General features: G+C 50.2%; 4 protein-coding genes. 1 reads left to right on the plus strand and 3 read right to left on the minus strand.

Annotation, left to right across the window (positions count from 1 at the left end; genetic code table 11):
* The 3 genes from Q0546_RS08485 to Q0546_RS08495 form a co-directional block, all read right to left on the minus strand.
* Positions 1-1199: cache domain-containing protein (locus tag Q0546_RS08485; protein WP_298792168.1), on the minus strand; the 1199-nt coding region annotated here is incomplete at its 3' end.
* Between the two features lie 39 nt (positions 1200-1238).
* Entirely contained in the window at positions 1239-1862 is a 624-nt protein-coding gene (dsbI, locus tag Q0546_RS08490; RefSeq protein WP_298792170.1) for a protein-disulfide oxidoreductase DsbI, read from the minus strand.
* 9 nt (positions 1863-1871) lie between these two features.
* Positions 1872-2528, minus strand: a complete 657-nt coding sequence (locus tag Q0546_RS08495; RefSeq protein ID WP_298792172.1) for a thiol:disulfide interchange protein DsbA/DsbL — start codon at positions 2526-2528, stop codon at positions 1872-1874.
* 235 nt (positions 2529-2763) lie between these two features.
* On the opposite strand from Q0546_RS08495, the gene Q0546_RS08500 reads away from it, so the two are divergent.
* Positions 2764-4611, plus strand: coding sequence for an aryl-sulfate sulfotransferase (locus Q0546_RS08500; protein ID WP_298792174.1), 1848 nt, complete (start codon positions 2764-2766; stop codon positions 4609-4611).
* Positions 4612-4616 lie beyond the last annotated feature (5 nt).

Consider the following 4616-nt stretch of genomic DNA (forward strand, 5'->3'; position numbering starts at 1 on the left):
ACGCTAAATTTTTGCGGGCTGTCGCTGCTTTTATAAAAATTTCTAAAAATCTCGATCGTATCGCTTAAAAGTATGGTCGCGGCCTGCCCCTTTTGCAGCATACTCTCTAGCGTCGCGGCGTCTAGCTTGCCGTCTTTTTGCAGCATGAGCAGGCTTGAGATCATCAAATTTAGCGAATTAACCGGCTGGATAAACTGATGATTTATGCCGCTGATTAGCTCGCCTGCCTCGCTCATACGCGCTTTGTGCTTGAGTAAGGCTTCGTAGTCGTCTTGCAGGTTTTTGATTTTTGAGTACATAAAGTTATGGAGGAAATTTGCCACGAGCGCTAGTACCGCGAACGCAAAAAGCAGAGTAAGGGCGTTTTTTAGCGCGGAGTTAAGCAGCGCGGCGAGCTCCTTTTCGTTATCGGTGCCTGCGCCGATGAACCAGTTTAGCGTGGGGATCTCGGCGACTGAGATAAAATTTGAGCCGATATTTAGGCTCGTGATATCCTCGCCCCGCAGGAAAAGCTCTTTAAATTTATCCTCGATCTGCTTTTTTAGCGCCGCATCCTTCATCGGCGTTAAAATTTCGCCGCCGTGCGTGACGATGAAGGCGTAAGAATCTGGCGCTAGCTTAAATTTCTCCATATTTTTTAGTATGTTTTGCAGCTTCACCACGCCGCAAAACACCCCCGCAAACGAGCCGCCGTCCATGACGGGCACGCATAAATTTAACGTCGGCTCGCCTAAAATTTTATGGCGCTGCATAAAATTTACCGTGGGTGCGAGCGTGCTTTTGGTCTCCTCAAACCACACAAGTCCCGTGCGCAGGCTCTTTGGCATCGCTTCATCGCCCTCTAGCTTCTTGCCGTCCACGAAGATCTCTCCGTCCTCGCGCAAAAACTGCAAGGCGTCAAATTCTGCTGAGTTTTCTTTAAAAAGCCGTATGAAGTCGCCGAGCTTTTCGTCGTCTCGTATCGCGCCTGCGTTTTGCATAAATTTAGCCGCGCGCACCAAGGAGTGTAGCCGCTCATCCAGCCAAAACGAGAAGCTCCCGACGATATTTTCGCTCGCGGTGATCTTGTTTTTATCCGCGAGCGTCGTGATCTGCGCCTTGGCGTCCTCGTAGTTTTTCACGCCCAAAAGCACCACGAAAAGGCTTGCGAAAATGATGATGAAGTAAATTTTAAAATTATGTTCGCGTAAGGCTTTCATGCGGCGAGTATAGCAAAATCGGTCTAAATTTAGACCGATTTAAGCTTTTTTCATAGTTAAAATTTTGCAAATAAACATCGCGGCAAGCACGACGAAGCAGACGCTAAAGCCTACGAGCGTGCAGTCTGCCATCGACATAAATTTGCTTGATGGGATCAGGTACCAGCCGTCCTCGTAAAGATCGACGAGATATTTCTGAAAGCCGTCTAGCGTGACGCCCTCGGGCACTAGCGGATTATCGTAGCCGCAGTCGCCCGTAGGCAAAAACCAATCGGGCGCCCACCGCTCAAGCGGCAAACCAAACGGATAGTGCGGCTCGGTCGAGCAGCCCTGCACGCCAAACGGATCGTTTCCGTGGACGGCATCGTGGATCTTGGCGAGCTTTACGCTATACATTATGCCTTGGATCGCGCCCCAAAACGCTAGCAGGTAGCCTACCGCGGCGAGGAGCAAATTTTTAGGATTTATGATCGCGACCAGGCCTCCTAGCGCCATACATAAAAAGGCAAAGCGGATATAGACGCACTGCTCGCAAGGCGGCATATAGACGTAGTTTTGAAACAGCGAGTGCGCTAGGATCACGAGTCCCACGCTCACCGCTATGAGGATCGCCCACGGCAGGCGGCTATCTGCGAATTTCGCTATTTTTTCCGCAAATTTCATGCCTGCGCCCTATTTTTTGAGCAGCTCTTCTACTAGCTGCGCCATACCGTCGATGGAGCTGATGGACTTCGTCATGATGAGGTATTTGCCGTTTACGACAAAGGCCGGTACGCCTTGGATCTTGGCTACGTCGTAGCTCTCGTCCCATTTTTTAAGCAGTTCGGCGACCTTTGGGTCCTCTAGCTTTTTTTGATAGTCCGCTTCGCTAATGCCCGCCGCATCAAGCCCCGTCTTTAAAAACGCAGCTTCGTCCTTACCATCGCTCCAGCGCTGCTTTTGATCATGATAGGCTTTGTAGTAGGCAAATTTTGCTTTTTTAAACAGCGAGTTTTCATCCAGCAGGCTCACGCCCTTTTCCTCGTCCATCACGGCTAAAACGGCAAAAATTTTACTCGCCGCCTCGCCGTATTCGCCCTTGGTTTTTAGATGAAACGGCACGTATTTTAGCCCCGCGACCTTTTCGACGACCTTCGGAGTGACGGTTTTGTCGTATTTATAGCAAAACGGGCATGCGTAGCTAAAGACCTTAACTAGCGTGTTTTGCTCTACGGGTAGCGGTTTTTCGAGCTTTACGTAGTCCTCACCCTCGGTAAATGCGGACGCGCTAAGGGCGCCGAACATCGCTACGGCTAAAAAGCCTTTGCTAAATTTAGAAAGTAGATTCATGGAATGCTCCTTAAAATGATTTTGTTTGCGTTAATTTTATATTCTCTCGCCGCCGCAAAACTCACGCTAAGATAAATTTTAGATTAAATTTATAAAATTTCGACTAAATTTTGGCACAAAAGTCAAAATTTGAAATTATTTTTTATAATTAAGCAAGTTTTAATAAACGCGTGATTTCTACGTTAGCGAGGTTGATTAAAATTACGATATCAAACCAATTTCAAAGGAGAATAAGATGAAGCGAACTCTTTCTTCATTTGCGCTAGCTGTGGCGCTTTTAGGCGGTCTAAGCACGGCCGCGCTGGCTATCGGCGGACCTAGCGGCGCACACATCGACTACGGCATCCCGGGCAAGATCGGCGAAGTAGTCGTAAACCCATACGACATCGCGCCTTTAACGGCGGTGATCAAAAACGGCGGCTACACGCTAGCAAACGCAAAAGTCACCATCGTACCAAAGCCGGGCGGTCAGGTTATCAGCTATAAAGTCGCCGACAAGCACCTTCGCACGCACGGCGGAATCCCTGTTTTCGGACTTTACCCTGACTATCAAAACACCGTCGAGGTCGAGTACGATAAAATTTACAAGGGACAAACCGAGCACGTAAAAGAAACCTATAAAATTTACGCTCCTGCGATTTATTTGGAGAGCTCGGGTATGCCGTCTCAAAAGGGCGCGCTGTTTGATAAAATCGAGGTCGTGAAGGCTCCGAGCGCTAAATTTGCTAACCGCCTTTACTACGTAAATAACTTCGTAAATAAAACCGGCAAGGGCACCAAAGTCGTGTGGAACAACCCTGCAGGCGGCGCGATCGAGTGGAACTACAGCCCGAACAACTTCATCCTTGACACCAAGGGCGAAGTTCGCTGGTATCTGGAGCCGAGTAAAATTTACGACCTCAAGCAGCCGTTTAGCGCGGGCGTCATGATGGGCTTTAAACAAAACGACGACGGCGCGATGACGTGGGGCTATGGGCAGCGATACGCCAAATACGACATAATGGGCCGCGAAATTTTTAACCGCGAGCTACCTGCGGGATACAACGACTTCTCGCACTCCATGGACGTTGCGCAAAATGGCCACTACTTCCTCCGCGCGGCAAACGTCAACTATAAACGCGCCGACGGCAAAAACGTCCGCACCGTGCGCGACGTCATCGTCGAGGTCGATCGTGACGGCAACGTCGTGGATGATTTTAGGCTGTATGAAATCCTAGATCCGTACCGCGACATCGTGCTAAAAACGCTCGATCAGGGCGCGGTGTGCCTAAATATCGACGCTAGCAAGGCGGGCCACACCGCGAGCGCGGACGAGCTAGCCGCGATGGATACGAACGAAAAATGGGGCGACATCGTGGGCTCGGGTCCCGGACGCAACTGGGCGCACGTAAATAGCGTGGATTATGATCCAAGCGACGATAGCATCATCATCTCCAGCCGCCACCAAGACGCCGTCATCAAGATCGGCCGCGACAAAAAAGTCAAATGGATAATGGGCGCACACAAAGGCTGGAAGGACCAGTTTAAAGATTATTTGCTCCAGCCGGTAGATAAAGACGGCAAAAAGATCGTCTGCGAGGACGAGTACTCAAAATGCCCGGGATATGAGAGCGAGAAGGGCGGATTTGACTGGCAGTGGACGCAGCATACGGCATTCCGCATCGATAGCAAGTCCAAAAAGGGCATAGTGTATCTCACCGTCTTTGACAACGGCGACACCCGCGGCATGGAACAGCCTGCGATGGCGGGTATGAAATACTCCCGCGCGGTCGTTTATAAAATCGACGAAAAAGCTAAAACCGTCGAGCAGGTCTGGGAATACGGCAAGCAGCGCGGCAGCGAGTGGTACAGCTCGGTTACTTCGCTAGCGCAGTATCAAGACGACCTAGATAGCGTGATGGTTTACTCAGCGGTTGCGGGTATGCAGTTTGACATCGCCAAAGGCCGTCCAGTCGGCGTGCCTAGCCCTCACATCAACGAGTTTGAATGGGGCGCAAAAGAGCCGTCAATCGAGATAAAAATGACCAACGCGATGGGCTATCAGGCGTTTCCGTTTAGCCTAGAAAAGGCGTTTGAGAAGTAAAATTT

The organism is uncultured Campylobacter sp. (genome assembly GCF_937997465.1).
GTDB lineage: Bacteria > Campylobacterota > Campylobacteria > Campylobacterales > Campylobacteraceae > Campylobacter_A.